Genomic DNA, 16,803 nt, shown 5'->3' on the forward strand with positions numbered 1-16,803 from the left:
ACTGTTGGCACAATACGATCATCTGCAACTGGTCAGAGCGAAAGAGCCTTTTGCACGCCGAAAAGACGGCAGACCCGGTCCAGCGCCCAAGCCGGGAAAGGGTCACGGAGGGCAAATACGGCGCGAAGCCGATGATGCGGTCGCACGTCAACGCGCCATCCGCCCTCCCCAATTTGTCGATCCATCCCTGATTCTGAAAGTCCACATGCATGGACTGGCCATGGAGGGAGACTGGGAACAGCTTGGACTCACGCTGTTAAATACAGACGATGACAACAATATCGTCTTGTTTTCTTCAACAGATGAACTGAGCGATTTTCGCAATAGGCTGGATGCCTATGAGGGACCAACACCTGCAGGTCAGAAGAATCCGAGCTACTCCGGTTTTATCAACCGTATCGGTAGTATTAGCACACTGGAGCCGCGCGACCGTCTCGGGATCAAGATCAAGGAAGCCGGTTTTACGGAGGTTTCTGATCTTCAAGACGGCCAAGAGTACATACTCGATGTCGAACTTTGGGAGTTCGGGACGCAGGCTGCGCGTCGTCGAAAGGCAGAAGAAATCATCGCGTTCATTGAGGAGCAGGGTGGAGAGCTATACGACCACTATTCTGGGCCATCTATCACGATGATCCGGGTCAAGGCTTCAGGGCAGTCTATCAGACCGATTTTTTCTGTTCCTGAAGTAGCTTTTATTGACCTTCCACCGGAGCCGGACATCGAAGCCAATCAGATCGTCCAGTTCGCGCTAGATGATGTTCCGCCCGTTGCGCCTCTTGACCCTGATCTGCCAATCATTGCTGTGTTGGATACGGGCGTGAACGATCATCCATTCCTCGCGGATGCGATCGTCGCGCGCGAGGCCTTTCCCAGCGAGCTCGGTGAAGCAGATATTGCCGGACACGGGACGGCAGTGGCCGGTGTTGCCGCGCTTGGTGATTTAAGGTCGCAGCTCGACGGAACCTCTTTGCAACGTGTGGCGAGAATTATCTCGGCAAAGGTGGTAACGGACGAGCGGAAGTTTTTTGATCGTCGGACGCTGCCGAGCCAGATGAGACAAACGATCCAGAGCCTAAATGCAAGTCATGGATGCCGGATATTCGTGATCTCTCTCGGCGACACGAAGGCTAACTTTGAGCAAGGACGCGTTGGTCCTTGGGCAACGACGCTGGATGAGTTGGCACGTGAGTTGAACGTCCTGATCTTTGTGTCAGCGGGAAACCGGCCCCCTCGTGGCGGTACATCAGTTGAGCAAGGCGTGACCCAATATCCGGGCTATCTCCTTGAAGTCGCAAACCGTGTATGTGAACCTGCTGGAGGCGCGAACATCGTGACGGTTGGTGCATTGGCTCATGCAAACGGCATTGGCCCTCAGCATGAATTTGATGCGCATATTCAGCCCATCACCGAGCGAGATGAACCTGCACCTTTCACGCGCACTGGCCCAGGCGCCGGAGGCATGACCAAACCTGATTTCGTCGACTATGGCGGGACAATGGTTTTTGATGCCGTGGCGAGGCGTTTGCAGACGGCCCCTCATCTGGCGACGGCAGGCCTGATTACAACAAACCACGATTTCTTGCGTCAATTGCTTACAAGCAAAAGCGGCACGTCTTTCGCCGCACCGATGTTAGCGAACAGGGCTGCGCAGTTGGTCAGACGTTTCCCCGGGGCATCAGCCAATCTGATCAAAGCGCTTCTGGCGAATTCCGCGACTGTTCCAGAGGCTTCCACTCGACGACTGTTGGCTCTTGATGCGCGTGATCATTCAAGAGTCCATGGTATTGGCCTCGTCGACACCTTGCGTGCGGCCTACTCGGATGATCACCGCGTTGTTTACTTCGTGGAAGACAGTCTGGAACTGGACCATTTCGCAGTCTATCGGTTGCCAATACCGATTGAGTTTCAGACAGGAGGAAAACGCACTATTCGGGTTTCTCTGGCGTATGATCCTCCGGTGAAAAGAACCCGCGCAGAGTATATCGGCACGCGTATGAATTTTCGCCTTATTCGGGGCTGCCCGGTCGATCACGTCTTCGAGTATTTTCGCTCTCGGGTGGGAGAGGGAACGGATCCCCCAGAGATGGCGGGAAAATATGATTGTGATCTGGTGCCCAAGAAGAACGCTCGCGACAAAAACACAATCCAAAGCGCCTCGATATCGTTCTCAGCCGACACAACACAATATGGCGGTGAATATCATCTGGTAGTACGTTGCGTGGGTGGCTGGGCTATGGATCAGGAGATCCGTCAAAACTTCGCGCTGGTAGTCGAACTGGAGCACCATGCTCAAGTGCAGCTGTATGCAAGGCTACGGCCGAGATTGCGGACCTGAAGACCCCGACATTTTCTAGCAATTTTTGCGCGGCTATCGGTAATCTTCGGACTAACAAACGTCAGCTTCGAGCAAGCCGCGCTGCGGCGAACTTTGCGCTCATCGAACGGCCGGAATCGGCCGAGTGTACGGCTTCAGTCCAGATCGACGCTGCCGAGGCGCGGCGCATGGACATGCGTCCGGATTAGGAACGCAGCGCCCGCGCCCGCGATAGCGCCGAAGAGATGCGCCTCCCACGACACGCCGGGTTGGCCCGGAAGAACGCCCCAGAGAATAGAGCCATAGAGGACACCGACCACCAGTGCCGCGCCCAGCGTGATCGGGGAGCGATCCACAAGACCGCGCGCGATGAGGAAGCCGAACCAGCCGAAGACCAGCCCTGACGCTCCGATATGGATGGCGGAGCTTCCGAACAGCCAGACAAGAGCGCCGCCGAGGCCGATCACCACGGCATTCACCGACAGCAAGCCTCGCGTGGTTGTTGCCACCAGCAGCCCACCCATCACCAGGAGCGGCGGCGTATTGGCCATCAGGTGCGAGAAGCTCCCATGCAGGAGGGGCATAGCGATGACACCATCTAACCCGCTGCCGTGCCTGGGGATCAGGCCGAAGGCCGGGTTCAGGCCGTAGCCGGTGATCCAATTGACAACCTGAACCGCCCAGAGCAGCGCGACAAAGGCGGCAAGCGCCGCGGTGCGCCGGAAGAAGACGCGCATATGATCCCGGTTCATCATGTTGGCGACAGTAGTCGTCCCCACAGCGCCTTCAACGGCTTTCGCGCGCTGCACAGGGTGCCACCTCCGGGAAAGGGGGTTCGCGGCGGCCAAACTCGGTAGGGCTCAAGCCAAGAGAATGGCTCCGATCTTACACGGTGTTCCCAGGCCGCAGCGGCATGATTTCACGCTCGGGGCGCTTCAACGCTTCGGCATATTTGCGGGCATTGTCGTCAATCGCGCCGTGCCAGAGCTTTGAGACAAAGGCCTGGGCGTCTTGAACGGTCATGTCCTTCAGCGAAGAGGACAGCGCCATGAAGAGCTCATCCTCGCTGATCGCGGCGGCATAGTGCATGGCGTCCGCGTAAAATGATGGATCGTTGAGAACCTGATCGCTCAGGGGCATCCGCGCGAGGTTCTCTTCCGGGATCGCCATAAAGATCGTGTCCTGAAGGTCGGTCAGATAGGCGCGGCGCGATGTGGACGCCGGCTTTCCCGCCGCCTTGGCCTCCAGATATGCATGCCTTGTCCTGTCGAGCTTTGCCCTTGCATGGGTCATGATGACATCACGCTGTCGTTCAGGCAGCGCAAATCCGGTGCAACGCTGGATATGAGCAAGAAGCTCTTCAACCTCGGCGTCTACATCAAAGCTCTCGAACCACGGAGCTTTTCCCAGTCTCGCCACCATGTGCCCACCCTCGACCATTCAATAATATATTATCGTATATCATATTCAGCAGATCGCAAGCAGATGCGTGCTTCGTGCAGCCAGACATGGAAAAAGGGGAACCGTGGTATCACGGCTCCCCTTTCGGTTCAGATCGTCTTCTCTCGCGCGCTGGTCATGCGACCAATGACAACCCCGCGTCCTGAGGCTGCTCACCGCTGTCGATGAACGGGATGATCGAGAAGGTCTGGCCACCGCGCTGCTCCTCGTTTTGCACGGCGTTGACGCGCAGGTCGCCATCAGGCGTGTTGATCAGCAGCGACAGGTAGTCGTTGCCCGTGCGGCTGCTTTTCGCCATCCACGCCGAGCCGACGCGGATCGGTGTGCCCCGGGGCGAGCTGATCTCGATACGGTAATCGGGGTGGGTTTCCTCGGATTTGTAGCTGTTCTCGATCAGCATGAATTCCAGATCGAACATCATGTTGGCGATGTAGCCGGTGAAGGCGTTGTCGGCGTCCATGGCGGTGAGCTCGCCCGAGATCGAGCCGGATTTCATCAGGCCGTTCGAGACCAGCGGGATGATCTCGAATTCGCCGCTCTGGGCCGCGCGCGCCTCTTTCGTCTGCACCGCGTTGACCCGGAACGGGCCTAAGCCGACATCGATCTGCATCGAGATGTAGGGGTTGCCGCTGGTATTGCCGGTCTCGTTCCAGGCCGTGCCGATGCGCACCTTGCGGCCTGATTTGTTGACTGCCGTCACGTCAAAATCCGGGCTGCGCTCGGACATCTTCGGGCGGGTCTCAAGCTGGATGGCGATGTCAAAGCGCGTCGAGTGGATCATGCCGGTGTATTCGGCGGCTGCGGTCTCGACATTGCGGGTGAGGGTTCCTGCGAACATGGGATGGTTCCTTTTGGATTGGCCGGTGCCTGACGTTCTTGCCAACGCATCCGGGATTGCTTTCTCGACCCCTCTTGGGATCACAAATCAGAAAGCTCGCTTTCCTTTCAGCCCCGCCCACGGGTCAGAGCTGCCGTCCGAGTGGGAAGGCCCCCGCGCCTCCGGGTGCTACGCCCCTCCCCTGCCCGTCTGGTCTTGATTGGCTGCCCGGATTTTCTGCGGCGTCCTTCGATTGCGCGACGAAGAACTCCGTTTCTTTTCCGTTCAACCGGTGCCCGCTCCGGTCGGTCAGACCGATGCAGCTTCCGTTCGGCACATAGGTGATGAGGTACTGACCGAGCCTGTCCTTGTGGACAACGTAGCCGGTATTGGCCCAATGCACGGTCTGCCCGGCATCAACCGCGGCTTTGATTTCATCGAGTGTCATGCGAACCTCCTCAAGAAGAATGGTGGGGAAACGACGCAAGAAGCCCGGTCGTCCAACCGGGCTTCCATGCAGCATTTGTTTGGCCAACGGCCGAGAGCTGTCAGGTACCTTGCGTGGCTTGCGTCGCGCGCGCCGCCATCCAATCCTTCAGGCCAAGAACCGTTCTTCCGGCGGCGACCTCGGAGGCCCAGGCAACCCTTGGGTCGCCGCAGGGCTCATCGCCGGAATGCCGGTCGATGTGGCCATTGGCCATCCATGGCTCAGGCTGGATCCGTCGCAGCCAGTCCGCCATGCTCGGGATGCGGCCTTGGCAGTCTTCACGGATATGCTGCTCGCCGATCCAGCGCACGGGGATGTCGCGGCCCGCACTATTGGTCAGTGTCGGGCCAAAAACCCGTTGGGCCTCAAACAGGCCTTGCGCATGGTGACGCATGGCGCGGTGCGTGAAGAGCGCGAGGTGCTCTTTCGAGGCATCGAACCAATCGTGCACAGACTGATAGTCAGACGGCACCCCGCCGAATTTCTGGGCCGAGCTTTCAGCATGATGAAGCGGATGCGCCATCTCACAGTCCCTCGTCATAGCTGTGCGAGCATTCAACGTAGCGGTCCGCATGATCGAGCGTGATGCTGTCGGCTGCTATGTCCCAGGTCAGCGTGCCGTAGCCGCCCTCGTTGTTTTCGAACCCCGGGTGATGGTGATAGGCGAGCGACCAGGCGAAGTCGCCCACCTCGGTGGCAAGCGGCTCCGGCAGTTGGACCTCTGCAGGCTGCACCGTCACATCCTCGACATTGCCGGAATCGCCATAGCCTTCGTATTCGGCGGTGACCTCGCTGATGCCAAGCGCGCGTAGTTGCGCAAGCAGCTCCGCTCGGGATGCCTTCAGGGTGGTTTCGCGCTCTGCACGCCACTGAGCCGCCATTGCGGCATAGTCGATCTGGGGATTGGTCATGGGTCTGTCCTCTTATCTGAATTTGGGGGGCCGGGCCTGGCATTGGTCAGCGCGCGCCCGGAAAGCGCAGATCGGCCAAATCCCGATCCACGCCGCCCGACCGGAAGCCCGCTTTGACTTTTCAGGCGGCTTGTTCTGACGTCATGGCGGCTTCCTGCCCCACGATCCGGGCCAGAATGCTTCCCGTGTCGATCCCGTCCCCATGCGGCAGGAACACCCGTAGCTGGAAGGCTATGATCTCGGTGAAGCAGCCGAGGGCCTTGAGGCCATCAATCATGCCCCTGTCAACGCCGCACAACTCAAGGCGCATCTCGCCTGCGACACGGCGACGGGTCAGGGTGAGACCCCGGCCCAGATCGACCGGCGCAGTGGTGCCGAGGGCGGCGGTCAACATCTCCTGCGGTGTTTGCGGGTTGGACACGAGGAAGCGGGCGCGCAGCGCGGCCGCCCCTTCCTCGCTCAGCGTGCGCCCGATCATGGCGGTCGCCCCATCGGGCGTGACCCGGTAGATGCGCTCATTGGTGTTCGGAATATCCTTCCAGATCGGCAACAAGAGCCCGGTCAGCAGGTAGAGCTTGGTTGTGGTGGTTTTTGGCAGGGACGCTGCCTCGGCATCCCAAAGCCATGCGAACTCAGGCTTGCCGATCTCTTCCCAAGCCGAGGACTCAAACCGTGCCTCTTCGAGATAGCTCGACCCGTTTGGCCGCACCGCCTTGCGCATCAGCGTGACAGTGTCCTCGTCATACATCTGCATTGGCCGCGCCGAGATGAGCGCCGCGCGACCCGACGCGCGGTTGACCATCGGCAGCTTATCGAAATTGCGCGACAGGGCGTCATCCGCCGAAAGCACATGGACCGGGTCGGTGACTTCAAGTCCAATGATCCGCGTCACGGCGCCGGATTTCGGGCAGGTCCAGAGATCCTCTGTGGATACCTGTTCGATCTTTTCGCCACGCAGAGTTTCCACGCCGAGATCGAGCGTGCCCGCCGCGCGCGCCCGCTCAGACTGATCGGCAATCCGCCTCATGAACTCGGCAAAGAGCGCGTTCTGCATGTGGATGGGCAGGGCCAGAACCCGGTTGAGAAACCGCTGGATCGGGGGAAGCTCCTCAAGGAGCACCCCGTCCTTGTCGATCAGCCGCAGGGCCGTCCAGTCGGTGAAGCTCTCGTAGCTCATCGCCTCAGCGCGCCCGGCGGCAAGATCGGCGAAATACCCACGCAATGCCGCTCGCGCGATCGGGCTTTCGAGATTGTCCTCCTGGCGGAACATGCCTTGCGAGCCGGTCTCGCGCTGGCCCTTGGTCAGGGCCCCCAGCTGGTCGAGGCGCTTGGCGATCGTCGAGGTGAAACGTTTTTCGCCATGCACATCCGAGGTGCAGACCCGGAAGAAGGGCGCGCTGACCTGAGCCGAGCGATGCGTGCGCCCGAGCCCCTGGATGGCCGCATCCGCGCGCCAGCCGGGCTCCAACAGGTAGTGCCGCCGCCGTTTCTGGTTCTTCGCCGTTTGCGCCGCATGATAGGACCGGCCCGTCCCGCCCGCATCGGAGAAGATCAGGATATCCTTATCGCCGTCCATGAAGGCTTGGGTCTCGGATGAATTGCTGCTGGCGGCGCGCTTCTCGATGAAGAGATGGCCGTCCTCGGCTTTGATGGGTCGGATGGACCGCCCCGTGACTTCTGCCACGGCCTCGTAGCCAAAAGCCCAGAGGATCTGATCGAGCGCCGAGGGGATCGGGGCGAGCGTCATCAACTCCAGCATGGCCGCATCGCGCAGGGCGAGCGCCTCGCGCGAGACAACGAGCGCGCCGGTCTCATCCCGCAAGGGTTCCGCCACCATGTTGCCGTCAATCTCCACGAGCTTTTGCGCATGAATCGGGAAGGCCTGTTCGAGGTATCCCAGGACGTAGTCGCGCGGCGTTAGCGCGCCCTCGACCAGCTCGTCCTCCGGGTCCATCGTCTCAAGCCGACGTTTCAGCAGGCTTTCGCCTGTAGAGACCACCTGAATGACGCAAGCCTTGCCCGCTGCCAGATCGTCCTTGATGGCGCGGATGATGCTCGGGGCTTTCATGCCCATCAGGAGATGGTTGAAGAAGCGCTGCTTCGTGCTCTCGAAGCGGGACTTGGCCGAGGCGCGTGCGGCCGACGCATTAGTTTCCCCCGAGGCGTCGTTGACGCCGGTCGCCGTCAGCGCCGCTTCGAGATTGTGGTGGATCGTCCGAAACGCACCCGCATAGGCGTCGTAGATCTCGATCTGGGCCGAAGTGAGCGCGTGTTCGAGCACGTCATACTCCACGCCGTCGAAGCTGAGGGCACGGGCCGTGTAGAGCCCGAGCGTCTTGAGATCGCGCGCGACCACCTCCATGGCGGCGACACCGCCGGCTTCCATCGCAGAAACGAAGCTCTCGCGGCTTGGGAAGGGGTATTCGGGGCCCTGCCCCCAGAGCCCCAGCCGCGCGGCATAGGCGAGGTTGTGGACGCTCGTCGCACCCGTGGCCGAGATGTAGAAGACGCGAGCGCGGGGTGCTGCCAGTTGCAGCCGGAGGCCAGCAAGGCCCTGCTGGGAGGGTTTGACCCCCCTGCCCTGCTCGGACCCGGCCGCGTTCTGCATGGCATGGGCCTCATCAAAGGCCAGTACGCCTTCAAAGTCTTCGCCCATCCAGTCGAGGATCTGGCACAGTCGTGTGGTGCCGCATTTGCCCGCCGAGCGCAGCGTGGCGTAGGTCACGAACAGGATGCCATCACCCATCTGGATCGGTTGGTCCGGTTTCCATTTGGAGAGCGGCTGAATGTCGGCGGGCGAGCCGCCGAGATCGGTCCAGTCGCGGATCGCGTCCTCGATGAGCGTGGCGGATTTGGAGACCCAGATCGCCTTCCTGCGCCCAGCGAGCCAGTTCACCAGGATGAGCCCGGCGCATTCGCGCCCCTTGCCGCAGCCCGTGCCGTCACCGAGGAAGTAGCCAAGGCGATAAGCATTGGCGTCCGGGTCATCATCGGCACGGGTGAGTTTGGTCTGGTCGTCGTCGATGGTGAACCGCCCCGGCAGGTCACGCCCATGGGCATCATTGGCCATGATGATGGTCTCGAGCTGAGCCTCGGAGAGATGCCCATCCTCGATCAGCCTGGCAGGCAGGCGCAATTCCGCACTGGCCGCGCCAGAAGGCACGGGCGGCGCCACGGAAGCCATGGCGATGCTTTCGACCAAGGGCGTGGGATGTTCCTGCGCACCCGCGATCTCGATCCGCTGAGGGCGATAGCGCGCATAGATATCCGAGACGGGCGTGTTGTCGCGCGCGGCCTCAAGGCTTGTGAAAGTGAGCGGTATGGCGGCGTTGGTCTGAGCGTTGGACGCCACAACTCTAGCAACTGGTCGCTTGCGCGTGACAGGTACTGGACCGACCGATCGCGCATGAGGGTTTTTCGCCGCCTGTTGTACGGGGCGCGCCTCGGGCCGGGTTGCGGCCACGGCGTCGGCAAAAGGAAGGGCTTCATCCAAGTCCCTGACGCTGGCGCGGATCATCTCTCCGTCCTCCTGCACCTTGTCGAAGACCATCAGCTGGGTTTCCACAGAGGTGCCGAGCTTGCGGTAAACCTGTCCCGGCATCGTGAGGGCCAAGCGCGGCGTCAGGAGACCGCAAGCGCGGGACCAATGCGCGGCATCGCGTTCGGGCGTGAATCCCGGCGGCATGATCGCCACCAGCCGCCCGCCATGCGCGAGACGCTTTGCAGCCGCAATGAGATGTTTGGCGGCGATGTGCTTGTCGCGGGAGCGATCGACCGAGGAGGCGAACGGCGGGTTCATCACCACGATGTCGGGTAGAACCGGCGTCTGCAGCAGATCGTCGATATGCTCGCCGTCATGGCCCGTCGCCTCGCCGCCGAAGACCGCGCGCAATAGGCTATGGCGAAAGGGGTCGATTTCATTGAGAGAAAGCGTGGCACCGGCCCGGGCAGCAAAACCGGCCAAAGCACCGGTGCCAGCCGAGGGCTCCAGCACGGTCTCGCCCTTGCGAATGGCTGCCGCCCGCACGGCCAAGGCGGCAAATGGCAGTGGCGTGGAAAACTGCTGCAACCGGATCTGCTGCTCGGAGCGGCGGGTTTCCGTCAGCAGCCGTGAGGCAAGCAGTTTTGCGGCGAAGTAATCATCCTCACTGTTATCGCCACGTAGCAGCGCCTGCACAGCCGCCGCCTGCATCAGGTCATAGGCCTTCCGCCAGTCCCAGGCGCCCCCGGCATCACTGCCAAGAAAGGTCTCTCGCATGATGCGTGCGAGCGCTGAGCTGCGCAGGGGTTGGTGGTCGATCTCCGTGCCGATCTGCTCGAGGGCAGAGACGAAGTTAGCTTTGGATTCAATAGGATCGGGGAGCGTTGAGCAGGGCTTGGACATGGGGAATTCCTTTGGATCAGGGTCTGAGTTCCAAAGGAGAGAAAGCCCGCTCTACACTTTGAAGGCGTAGAGTGGGCAATTTCTTAGCGGGGGGCCTGCACCCCCATCATGGCCACTGCTGCGCAGCATGAAGAACGCGTAAAATGGTCACCATCTCAAGGCTTTCAGCATAAACCACGATGTAGTTCGGCCGAATAACCATCTCCCTAGTCCCGTCCACACGGCCCGCGCGGTACATCTGAGGGCGTTCTGGAAGGAGGGACGTCTTGTGTTCAATCTCGTCTTTGAGAACTTGGGCGGCATCCGGGTTGTCGTCAGAGATGTAGCCAATGATTGCCAGCAAGTCGGCGATGGCCGTCGCTTTCCATTCAAGATTTGGCAAGGCGCTTCCCGTCAATCAATGCCTGAGCGTCTTGCATCGCCTTGGCATGGGGCGTTGTGGGCCTTGGATCGTCTAGCGCTTCCTGTACCTTCGCCCGGAACCAGGCGTCATAGGCATCCGGATCAGCGGTCAATCCGGCAGGCAAGCCGCCTTCTGCGGCCACGCGGGTCAGAAGAATACGCACCGCGTCGGAGAGCGTCAGACCGACGCCCGCAAGTGCGTCCGAAGCCTGTGCTTTCAGCTGATCGTCAACACGGACATGAAGCATGGATGTTTGGGCAGGCATGGATGGTCCTCCAGTTGATGGGAGCGATGTATCTCATTTGAGATACGATTTCAAGGCGGCAGTATGTGTGCACGTGGTCCCGTGGTGTTGTCTCCGCGGGAAACTCAGCCACCCTGCCCCGCGAGATACTCCGCCAGCACCGGGCTGGCAGCACCTTTCGCGGAGCTGAGCAGCTCAGAACCCGCAAGCGTGGCCTTCGAGAGGCGTACGAGCCCGCCGGTTTCCTCGATCCGGTAGCAGCGGCGTTTTTGTCGCCCCCGCTTGTAGTGGGTCGCGGTGACGATCTGGCATGTACTGCCATCGGTGAGCGTCACAGGGGTGGCGAGCCTGATCTTGTCGCCTTCCTCGTAGTTCGGGATCGAAGCCCATTCCCGGCAGCGCTGGCGCCAGTCCCGGGCGTAGCTGTCCGGGTCTTTCAGGTCGGAGAGAAGTTCGATCAGCGCAAGGGGCGCGCGCGACGCGTTCGGGCCAGCGCTTTCCTCCATATCCTTGTAGCCCCAACACCCATCATCGTAGGCGGTGAGGAAGACGGCGGCGAAAGTGATCGAGCCGTCAGGATCGGTGACATAGGTCGCGTCCTCGACAGGGGTGCCATCACGATTGGTAACCCTAGCCGCCGCATACCAGGTTGAGCCGACCTTGCAGGCTTTCACCAGTTCGGTTTTGCGCGTGTCGCCCTCAAAGGTGCAAAGCCGGGTGATCTCTGCTTTCTCATCCGCGTAGGATTTGACGCGGCCGTCGGTGTAGAAGAGCCAACCCATTACGCCGCCCTCCGGTCATCGATTTCCATCAGCGCATCGAGCGGCACGCGGTAGGGCTGCATGGCGTCGAAATCCTCGCAATTGCCGCAGTTCTGAACGATCGCGAATGTGTCGCAGGCATCCTTGAGGATGACCCGGAAGGTACCGCCAAGACCTGAAGGCACCTCGTAGGTCCCGCCGATCAGATAGTCCGAGGCCCGGCGCACGAAGACGCGGATGCTGTGGCCATCGGTGGCGAGCCGGATCGCCCCCTGCCCCCGATCGATGAGCGCCTGCACATCGTCAAGGATGTCCGTGTAGAACTGGCCGGTCAGATCGCGAAACGCCATGCGGCGCTGCGCCATCCAGTCGGCATCCCGAAACGGGTTCATGCCTTGGGCGAAGGCGAAGGACGGATCGGCCTGTTCGGTCGTGACGATGCGGGTGGTTGTGCCGTCGATGCCGTTCGAGCGCAGATGCACGCCATTGCCGACGATGAGGATCAGGGCCGGCCTGTCCACGGGCCCGTTCCAGTTGGGCAGGAAGGTTTTGCAGGCGCGCGCATGGGCGATTTGCGCGGCAACAGCGGAGGAAGAGAACTTGAGAATAGCCATGGGGATGTCTTTCCGTTGGGTGTGGGAGGGTCGACCCGCGCGGGCGGCGTGGTCCACGCGCGGGTCGCGTGAGGACTCAGGCCGCTTGCGCGATGTCGCCGTCAGGCTCCGGGGTTTCCGCAGCGGGCTCCGCCTCATCAAAGGCGACACCGTTGGTCTGCATCATCGGCGGGCACCAAGCGGCCACGGCAGCGCGCTGCGCGTCCGTCAGTGTGGCGAAGGGTTCAGCGAAGAGCTTGTCGCAGAAGGCGACGATCTCCTTCTTGCTCGATGAGGCGAGCGTCACCGCCTCCTGGGCGAGACCCAGATCCTCACCGAGGATCTTCAGGAGCCAGGCCTTCTTGAAGCGGTTGAAGAGCGCCGCATTCGGCGTCCAGTGGGCGCGGATGTCGGGCATGATCTCGATCTCGAACGCATGCATCAGGCTGTCGCGCTGGCGGTCCCGCGCGAAGCAGGACTGCGTGGTGCTGGCCGTGGCATAGGCCACGAGCTTCGCCTTCTCGCCGGCCTCCAGCGCGCGAAACGCCGCGAACTGATCGGCGGGCGCGCGGGTGTCATCGAGCCACGAGAGATCAAGCCCATCATGCGCCGCCGCCACCTGCTCGAGCGAGGTCTCGTCGATCTCGTCCATCTTGGCGTGGTTGCGGTATTCCTTGCGGGCCTCGATCTTGATCGCCTGCGTGACACTCATGCCGCTGGCCAGAACGTCGCTCACCAGCTTGAAGAGCGTCAGATCGAGCGTGGCTTCCGGATGCAGCGCCATCGCGGCCCCAAGCGCCATGGCTCGCTCGGTCTTGAGGTCCTCAGCCAGTGAGGCTGGATAAGTGATGTCGCCGGCGTCCGGGGCCTCCTCCCCGGTCGGGCTAGCCGAGGAGCCGTGCGCGCCCTCCTCTTTGATGGTGTCTTCCGGGCGGACGAGACCAACATGGAGCGTGATCTGCCCACCCTGCCACGAGGCGATCACCCCAGACCGTGCGAGGTCCTCGGCGCTGTAGGCCTCCTGCAGATCGCGCGCTTCCTCTTCCAGAGCGTCGACCCGGTCGTAAACGGCATTGTAGGCACCGTCCTCGAGCCCCTCATCCTCCATCTCGAGCTGCAATTTCTCAAGCTCGGTGGTGATCTCATCGATGCGCTTCTGGGCAGCCTCATCCGGCTCGATCGGGCCGGGATAGACGCGGCCATAGTCGGCCATGGTCGCGTAGTCATAGCGCACCATCGCATCGGCCCAGGCAAACCCTAGCCTCATACGGGCCTCTTCGGCAGCGGCACCGAGCTTTTCGAGCAAGATGGTCTCGACCAGCGCCGCATCCTCCAGCACGGAATGCTCTTCCAGCAGATCGGCTGCGACGGCCCCGCCGCGGGCCTCGTAGTCCGCGCGCACGAAAGCCCCGATATCATCGCTGACCTGCACGCCGCGGGATTTGAGGGCCTGTCGCACCGTGTAGGCCTGCAGATAACCGCCGTCTTTCGTGAGCGCCTCGAACACCTCGCGCTGCGCCTCCTGGCTCGGGTGCTCGGCGAAGGCTTTCATCGTGTCGAGCGTGATCACCTTGGCGCGGGCCGCGGCGCGGATGTCGGGATGGATCAGGCCATAGCGCAACCGGCCTTTGACGGCGGTGACGGTCGTGCCGAAGGTCTTTGCGATGGTCTCGGGCGTCTGGCCGTCGACCTCCATCATCCGCGCGAAGGCTTCGAACTCGTCGATCGCGTTCATGGGGGCCTGGGTGATGTTCTCGGCGAGCGACAGCGCCGTGGTCAAGTCACAGTCCTCCGGCACAAGGCGGCAGTCGACCTTGGTTTTCGCTGTGAACCCCTTGGTGGCCTTGTCTGCGACCAGCTCCTTCAGCGCGGCATGGCGTCGGCCACCAGCCAGCACGGCGTATTTGCCGTCGAGCTTCTGGACCATGAGCGGCTGGAGCAGGCCCAGCACAGCGATACTGGCCTTCAGATGGGCGATGTTTTCAGGGTCATAGGTTTCCGGCGCGTTGCTGCGCACATTGGCGGGATGCGGGACGAGATCGCCGATAGCGACGGTAAGGGGAGCAAAGCTTGTGGTCATGGGATATCCTTCCAGGAGGGTGAGGTGTGGCCCGCGCCTTCAAGCGCGTGACCAATCCCCGGCTTCAGGGATCACCACGACAAAAGGCCCGCTTTGCCTTTTTGAGGGGCAGCGGGCCTTCATCGTCTCATATGTCAGGGGGAGGAGTCCCCTGCCCTACCAGTCGCGCGCCAGCATGATGGTCAGCACGCGGACGGTTGTGGCGGGATTGTCCGGGGCCTCAGCCCCGTAGCGGAAATCCGAATCCGCCTCATAGAGATCGATTTTCCAGAACACGGTCTCGCCCCGGATCTCGACCGCCCCGAAATCGTGCCATCCCTCGGGATCATTCTCAGGCTCGAATGTTGCAAATTCACCGGTGGCCTTCACCGCCTCGGCCATGAAGCCGTCGCTGGCCTCCATAAGCGAGCGGGTGACATGCATCCGGCCCTGGATGGGCTGGGCGGGCGGCACTCCAAGGCACGCGAGCTTGCGAAACGCGTCGTTCTGCGCCGCGATCACACTCGGATCCGGACGGTCTGGCTGGGGTTGAACATTCATGGACATGGGGATCTCCTTTGAGAAGTTGAAACACCCTTCCCAAAGCCAGCTTTTTCTTTTCTGCTTGGCGGAAGTACCGAAGCAGAAGGTGCCCTACCCGAACAGCCCCTTGGGTCTGTAATTCGGGTTGGGGATAGTTTCGATCCAGCCGCCTTGTTCTTTGATGCTCTCGAGCGCTGCCGAGAACGGATAAGCGCCCTCGGACTGGCTCCACCAGTAGGCACCGCGTTTGAAGGTGATGATCTTGCGGCGGCCGTCTTTGAAGCAGGCCACCCGCAGGGTCTTGGGTTCCTTGCGTGACATGGGCGTCTCCGTTCTCCGTGTGGTCAGGCGGCCTCGGCGCTCTGCGCTGCCCTGCACGCCTCCGATCTGGCGATCAGATAGTCACAGGCACGATGCGCATCTGCGGCGTGCTTGAAGATCGCGCCCTTGTCCGACCGAAGAACGCGCAACCAGTTGTGGAGGTAGGCGGCATTCATCTCGAGCGTATGCGCCGTGAAGCCGAGCGTCTGACCCAGGAACACCGAGGTCAATTCCGCGACGATCTCCTCGCGCGCATAGGACGTGTTGCCAAACTTCGAGAACCCGAAATCACGGTTCAGTCGATGGGGGGCTTTCGTGGCATGGGCCAGCTCATGAGCCCAGACCCCGTAGAAATTGCGCGGGTCCTGAAACCGCGTGATGGACGGCATGTAGACCTTGTCCACGGGGGGCAAATAGTACGCCTCCGTCCCCGTGAAGACGGTCGTGATGTCGATGGCATCGAAAAACGCCTGCATGTGCGGGATGGGCTCGGACGGCGGATGCTGGGGTAAGGGCTCAGGGTCCGGATAGAAGCTGTCCGGCAAGCCCTCGATCTGGCAGGCATTGAACACGCGGTAGGATTTCTGGAAGCGGAAGATGCGGGCTTCCTCGGAGCGATCATCGCCATCGCTGCGGTCGTCCTCGCCGCCCGCGTCTTTCCGGCTTTGCCCGTAATAGACGACGACAGAGGATTTCTCGCCCTTGCGGACCTTTGCGTCCAAGGCATTGGCCTGCGGCAACGTCATCCAGAAGGGAGAGCTGTGGCCCGCCATCACGGTCCGCATCGTCAGCAGAAAGTTGTTCACTCCCTGGTAGGGTTCGCCGCCCACGCGCAAGGGTCGAGAGCTGCCGCCTGCGGTCCAGGGCTTGCGCCAGGGCAGGACGCCGCGCTCGATGATGCGGATGATTTCGTTTGTGATGGCCTCGGAGGCATCGAATTTGGGCGTGCGGGATCGGGCCATGGCTGGCCTCCTTTCGAGTTTTGGTGTGAGGGAATGGTGATCAGACTGACTGACGGGGGCGTGGATCGTTGGCGATCCGCGCACCGAGCCCTTCGACCATGTCGATGTAGTCGGTCAGCGACACGGACCTGCCGGGACCCCAAGGTTCAGGGTCGACCGATCCGTCCCGCGCCACCCGCGGCAGGTTCGCGAATGCGATGACATCAGTGACGGGTCGGATATCGATGAACGGGGTCCCTCGTGCGACCGCGAGGGCGGCCAAGGGGAAGCGCTCGATCGGCGCGAGGGTCGAAACGGTGGTCCAACCGAGATGGAGGAATGTCCCACCCTCCCCGCAGATCACATGCGCGTTTGGCAATAACGCCGCCTGCTTCAAATAGCCGAGATCACGCAGGACAGTCTCGCGTTCGAGCTGCCGTGCCATTTTCAGCTGGCCAGTTCGGCGCAGCTCTCTATGTCGCCACCAGGAGGCGGCGGTTGCGCGGAGCACGCGCAAGACACCTGTTTGCATGGGAATGCCCTTCATCCGGAACGGCAGACCGG

Annotated in this window: 17 protein-coding genes; 1 reads left to right on the forward strand and 16 read right to left on the reverse strand. The window is 61.7% G+C overall.

What is annotated here, in order from left to right; genetic code table 11:
• Window positions 1-4: 4 nt before the first annotated feature.
• A complete protein-coding gene (locus tag MHM88_RS18090) occupies window positions 5-2,335 on the forward strand; it encodes a S8 family peptidase (RefSeq protein ID WP_239367961.1) in 2,331 nt (776 codons plus the stop codon).
• Between the two features lie 134 nt (window positions 2,336-2,469).
• Here MHM88_RS18090 and MHM88_RS18095 read toward each other — a convergent pair whose 3' ends face one another.
• From MHM88_RS18095 to MHM88_RS18170, 16 genes are all read right to left on the reverse strand, one after another.
• Window positions 2,470-3,051, reverse strand: coding sequence for a rhomboid family intramembrane serine protease (locus MHM88_RS18095; protein WP_037240359.1), 582 nt, complete (start codon window positions 3,049-3,051; stop codon window positions 2,470-2,472).
• A gap of 148 nt (window positions 3,052-3,199) precedes the next feature.
• A complete protein-coding gene (locus MHM88_RS18100; protein WP_239367963.1) occupies window positions 3,200-3,736 on the reverse strand; it encodes a hypothetical protein in 537 nt (178 codons plus the stop codon).
• Window positions 3,737-3,890: 154 nt separating this feature from the next.
• Complete coding sequence (locus tag MHM88_RS18105) at window positions 3,891-4,613, reverse strand: DUF736 family protein (protein WP_163852005.1); 723 nt, start codon at window positions 4,611-4,613, stop codon at window positions 3,891-3,893.
• Window positions 4,614-4,737: 124 nt separating this feature from the next.
• Window positions 4,738-5,040 (reverse strand): hypothetical protein, encoded by a 303-nt coding sequence (locus MHM88_RS18110; RefSeq protein WP_163852007.1) that lies wholly within the window; start codon window positions 5,038-5,040, stop codon window positions 4,738-4,740.
• A 100-nt stretch (window positions 5,041-5,140) separates the two neighbouring features.
• Window positions 5,141-5,602, reverse strand: coding sequence for a hypothetical protein (locus MHM88_RS18115; RefSeq protein WP_163852009.1), 462 nt, complete (start codon window positions 5,600-5,602; stop codon window positions 5,141-5,143).
• A gap of 1 nt (window position 5,603) precedes the next feature.
• A complete protein-coding gene (locus MHM88_RS18120; protein ID WP_012187349.1) occupies window positions 5,604-5,990 on the reverse strand; it encodes a DUF6878 family protein in 387 nt (128 codons plus the stop codon).
• A gap of 121 nt (window positions 5,991-6,111) precedes the next feature.
• Window positions 6,112-10,374, reverse strand: coding sequence for a bifunctional class I SAM-dependent methyltransferase/DEAD/DEAH box helicase (locus MHM88_RS18125; RefSeq protein WP_239367965.1), 4,263 nt, complete (start codon window positions 10,372-10,374; stop codon window positions 6,112-6,114).
• Window positions 10,375-10,480: 106 nt separating this feature from the next.
• Window positions 10,481-10,756: a type II toxin-antitoxin system RelE/ParE family toxin gene (locus MHM88_RS18130; RefSeq protein ID WP_163852011.1), complete on the reverse strand. Its 276-nt coding sequence runs from the start codon at window positions 10,754-10,756 to the stop codon at window positions 10,481-10,483.
• Window positions 10,743-11,042: a type II toxin-antitoxin system RelB/DinJ family antitoxin gene (locus MHM88_RS18135; protein WP_044353023.1), complete on the reverse strand. Its 300-nt coding sequence runs from the start codon at window positions 11,040-11,042 to the stop codon at window positions 10,743-10,745. The genes MHM88_RS18130 and MHM88_RS18135 overlap by 14 nt, the downstream gene beginning before the upstream one ends.
• Before the next feature lie 104 nt (window positions 11,043-11,146).
• Window positions 11,147-11,803: a hypothetical protein gene (locus tag MHM88_RS18140; RefSeq protein ID WP_089963186.1), complete on the reverse strand. Its 657-nt coding sequence runs from the start codon at window positions 11,801-11,803 to the stop codon at window positions 11,147-11,149.
• Window positions 11,803-12,396 carry a regulator gene (locus MHM88_RS18145; RefSeq protein WP_239367967.1) on the reverse strand — a complete coding sequence of 198 codons (594 nt, stop codon included), beginning with the start codon at window positions 12,394-12,396 and terminating at the stop codon, window positions 11,803-11,805. The genes MHM88_RS18140 and MHM88_RS18145 overlap by 1 nt, the downstream gene beginning before the upstream one ends.
• Before the next feature lie 76 nt (window positions 12,397-12,472).
• Window positions 12,473-14,455: a ParB/RepB/Spo0J family partition protein gene (locus MHM88_RS18150; RefSeq protein ID WP_239367969.1), complete on the reverse strand. Its 1,983-nt coding sequence runs from the start codon at window positions 14,453-14,455 to the stop codon at window positions 12,473-12,475.
• Window positions 14,456-14,611: 156 nt separating this feature from the next.
• Window positions 14,612-15,001 carry a DUF3768 domain-containing protein gene (locus MHM88_RS18155; protein WP_163852015.1) on the reverse strand — a complete coding sequence of 130 codons (390 nt, stop codon included), beginning with the start codon at window positions 14,999-15,001 and terminating at the stop codon, window positions 14,612-14,614.
• An 87-nt stretch (window positions 15,002-15,088) separates the two neighbouring features.
• Complete coding sequence (locus tag MHM88_RS18160) at window positions 15,089-15,298, reverse strand: DUF6330 family protein (protein ID WP_239367970.1); 210 nt, start codon at window positions 15,296-15,298, stop codon at window positions 15,089-15,091.
• 23 nt (window positions 15,299-15,321) lie between these two features.
• Complete coding sequence (locus tag MHM88_RS18165; RefSeq protein WP_239367972.1) at window positions 15,322-16,260, reverse strand: ArdC family protein; 939 nt, start codon at window positions 16,258-16,260, stop codon at window positions 15,322-15,324.
• 40 nt (window positions 16,261-16,300) lie between these two features.
• Complete coding sequence (locus MHM88_RS18170) at window positions 16,301-16,771, reverse strand: hypothetical protein (RefSeq protein ID WP_239367974.1); 471 nt, start codon at window positions 16,769-16,771, stop codon at window positions 16,301-16,303.
• Between the last annotated feature and the right edge of the window lie 32 nt (window positions 16,772-16,803).

Origin of the sequence: Epibacterium sp. MM17-32, assembly GCF_022348205.1 — a bacterium.
GTDB lineage: Bacteria > Pseudomonadota > Alphaproteobacteria > Rhodobacterales > Rhodobacteraceae > Epibacterium.

What these genes read in the sequence shown, in the direction of transcription:
- MHM88_RS18145 (WP_239367967.1), bottom strand. Translation starts at nt 12,396, where the DNA reads ATGGCTATTCTCAAGTTCTCTTCCTCCGCTGTTGCCGCGCAAATCGCC.
- MHM88_RS18110 (WP_163852007.1), bottom strand. Translation starts at nt 5,040, where the DNA reads ATGACACTCGATGAAATCAAAGCCGCGGTTGATGCCGGGCAGACCGTG.
- MHM88_RS18140 (WP_089963186.1), bottom strand. Translation starts at nt 11,803, where the DNA reads ATGGGTTGGCTCTTCTACACCGACGGCCGCGTCAAATCCTACGCGGAT.
- MHM88_RS18150 (WP_239367969.1), bottom strand. Translation starts at nt 14,455, where the DNA reads ATGACCACAAGCTTTGCTCCCCTTACCGTCGCTATCGGCGATCTCGTC.
- MHM88_RS18105 (WP_163852005.1), bottom strand. Translation starts at nt 4,613, where the DNA reads ATGTTCGCAGGAACCCTCACCCGCAATGTCGAGACCGCAGCCGCCGAA.
- MHM88_RS18125 (WP_239367965.1), bottom strand. Translation starts at nt 10,374, where the DNA reads ATGTCCAAGCCCTGCTCAACGCTCCCCGATCCTATTGAATCCAAAGCT.
- MHM88_RS18165 (WP_239367972.1), bottom strand. Translation starts at nt 16,260, where the DNA reads ATGGCCCGATCCCGCACGCCCAAATTCGATGCCTCCGAGGCCATCACA.
- MHM88_RS18095 (WP_037240359.1), bottom strand. Translation starts at nt 3,051, where the DNA reads ATGCGCGTCTTCTTCCGGCGCACCGCGGCGCTTGCCGCCTTTGTCGCG.
- MHM88_RS18170 (WP_239367974.1), bottom strand. Translation starts at nt 16,771, where the DNA reads ATGCAAACAGGTGTCTTGCGCGTGCTCCGCGCAACCGCCGCCTCCTGG.
- MHM88_RS18100 (WP_239367963.1), bottom strand. Translation starts at nt 3,736, where the DNA reads ATGGTGGCGAGACTGGGAAAAGCTCCGTGGTTCGAGAGCTTTGATGTA.
- MHM88_RS18160 (WP_239367970.1), bottom strand. Translation starts at nt 15,298, where the DNA reads ATGTCACGCAAGGAACCCAAGACCCTGCGGGTGGCCTGCTTCAAAGAC.
- MHM88_RS18115 (WP_163852009.1), bottom strand. Translation starts at nt 5,602, where the DNA reads ATGGCGCATCCGCTTCATCATGCTGAAAGCTCGGCCCAGAAATTCGGC.
- MHM88_RS18155 (WP_163852015.1), bottom strand. Translation starts at nt 15,001, where the DNA reads ATGTCCATGAATGTTCAACCCCAGCCAGACCGTCCGGATCCGAGTGTG.
- MHM88_RS18135 (WP_044353023.1), bottom strand. Translation starts at nt 11,042, where the DNA reads ATGCCTGCCCAAACATCCATGCTTCATGTCCGTGTTGACGATCAGCTG.
- MHM88_RS18120 (WP_012187349.1), bottom strand. Translation starts at nt 5,990, where the DNA reads ATGACCAATCCCCAGATCGACTATGCCGCAATGGCGGCTCAGTGGCGT.